Source organism: Kineococcus indalonis (assembly GCF_009906395.1).
GTDB classification, from domain to species: Bacteria; Actinomycetota; Actinomycetes; order Actinomycetales; family Kineococcaceae; genus Kineococcus; species Kineococcus indalonis.
In genome coordinates, this window is record NZ_JAAALM010000613.1 from 1 (window position 1) to 2,150 (window position 2,150).

General features: G+C 78.5%; 2 protein-coding genes. Both read left to right on the forward strand.

The genetic code is table 11. From position 1 onward, the window contains the following. On the forward strand, positions 1–832 hold an 832-nt coding region (locus GTR00_RS19520), incomplete at its 5' end, for an ABC transporter ATP-binding protein (RefSeq protein WP_323132624.1). After that, the coding region (locus GTR00_RS19525) for a transporter (RefSeq protein WP_166613217.1) at positions 832–2,150 on the forward strand (1,319 nt) is incomplete at its 3' end. The genes GTR00_RS19520 and GTR00_RS19525, both read left to right, overlap by 1 nt.

Consider the following 2,150-nt stretch of genomic DNA (forward strand, 5'->3'; position numbering starts at 1 on the left):
CCCCCGGGGGGACCCCGTGCAGCACCAGCCCCAGCCGCCCGCGACCACCGCCGCGACCACCGCCGCGACCGGCGCGCCCGCCGCGCCGGCCCTCGCCCTGCGCGGGCTCACCAAGCGCTTCGGCGGCAAGGTCGCCGTCGACTCCCTGGACCTGGACGTGCCCGCCGGCTCCTTCTTCGGCGTCGTCGGCCCCAACGGCGCCGGGAAGACCACCACCCTGTCCATGGCCACCGGCCTGCTGCGCCCCGACGCCGGCCGCGCGTTCGTCCTCGGCGCCGACCTGTGGGCCGACCCCGTCGCCGGCAAGCGCCTGCTGGGCGTCCTGCCCGACGGGGTGCGCCTGTTCGACCGCCTCACCGGCACCGAGCTCGTCCGCTACGCCGGGCTGCTGCGCGGCGTGCCGCGCGAGGTCGTCGAGCAGCGCGTGCCCGAGCTTCTCGACGCCCTCGGCCTCGCCGACGCCGCCGGCAAGCTCGTCGTGGACTACTCCGCGGGCATGACGAAGAAGGTCGCGCTCGCCTGCGCCCTCGTGCACGCCCCCCGCCTGCTCGTCCTCGACGAGCCCTTCGAGGCCGTCGACCCCGTCAGCGGCGCCACCATCCGCTCCCTGCTCACCTCCTACGCCGCCGGCGGCGGCACCGTCGTCCTCTCCAGCCACGTCATGGACCTGGTGGAGCGGATGTGCGACCACGTCGCCGTCATCTCCGCCGGCCGCGTCCTGGCCGCCGGCCCCCTCGACGCCGTCCGCGGCGGCGGCACCCTGGAGGAGCGCTTCGTCGACCTCGTCGGCGGCGGGCGCGACCTCACCGGCTCCCTGGACTGGCTGCGCTGATGGTCGCCACCCTCCTGCGCCTGAAGCTGACCCTGCTGCGCAACGGGATGCGCTCCAGCACCTGGCAGCTGGTCTCCTTCGTCCTCGGCGCCCTCTACGCGCTCTTCCTCGTCGCCACCCTGGGCGCCGGCCTGCTCGGGCTGCGCTTCGCCGGCCTCGACGTCGCCGGGCCCGTCGTCGTCGGCGCCGGCACCCTCGCCGTGCTGGCGTGGGCGCTGGTGCCGCTCGTCGCCTTCGGCGTCGACGAGACCCTCGACCCCTCCCGCTTCGCCACCCTCGCCGTGCCGCGCCGCCAGCTCGTGCCCGGCCTGCTGCTCGCCGGCCTCGTCGGCCTGCCCGGCCTGGTCACCGTCCTGCTGTCCCTGGCCACCGCCGCCACGTTCTCCCGCACCACCGCCGCGACCGCCTTCGCCGCCCTCACCGGCCTGCTCGGCGCCCTCACCGCCGTGGCCGCCTCCCGCACCACCACCACCGCCGCCTCCGCCCTGCTGCGCGGCCGCCGCGCCCGCGACGTCCTCGTCGTCGTCGCCGGCGTCCTGCTCGTCGGCGTCGGGCCCGGCATCAACGTCCTCACCAGCCGCCTCGCCGACGGCGGGCGCGACTGGGCCGAGCTGGCCCGCGCCGCCGCCGGCGTGGCCGGCTGGACCCCGCCGGGCTTCGCGTGGGCCGCCGGCGCCGACGCCGCCGCCGGCCGCTGGGGCACCGCCCTGCTGCGCCTGCTGCTCGCCCTCGCCGTGCTCGCCGGCCTGCTGCTCGCCTGGGGCGCCGCCCTCGGCCCCGCCGGCACCGGGCCCGTCGGCGGCGCCGGCGCCTCCGGCCCGGCCGTGCGCGAGCGCCGCGGCGGGCTGCTGGAGAAGCTGCCCGACACCCCCGCCGGCGCCGTCGCCCGCCGCTGCCTGGCCTACTGGCGCCGCGACCCCCGCTACGTGATGGGCGCCGCCACCGTCGCGGTCGTGCCGCTGCTGCTGATCGTGCTGCCCCTGACCGTGGGCCCCGCCACCGGCCCGGGCCGCTGGATGCTCGCCGCCGGGCCCCTCACCGCCTTCGTCACCGGCTGGTCCCTGCACGACGACGTCGCCTACGACCACTCCGCCTTCGCCCTGCACGTCACCAGCGGCGTTCGCGGGCGCGACGACCGCGCCGGGCGCGTCATCGCCTCCGCGCTGTGGCAGGTGCCCGTCCTGCTCGTGCTGTGCGTCGCCGGCGCCCTCGTCGCCGGCGCCCCCGAGCAGCTGCCCGCCCTGCTCGGCGCCACCGCCGCCCTGCTCGGCGCCGGCTACGGCGTCTCCAGCGTCTCCAGCGCCCTGGCGCCCTACCC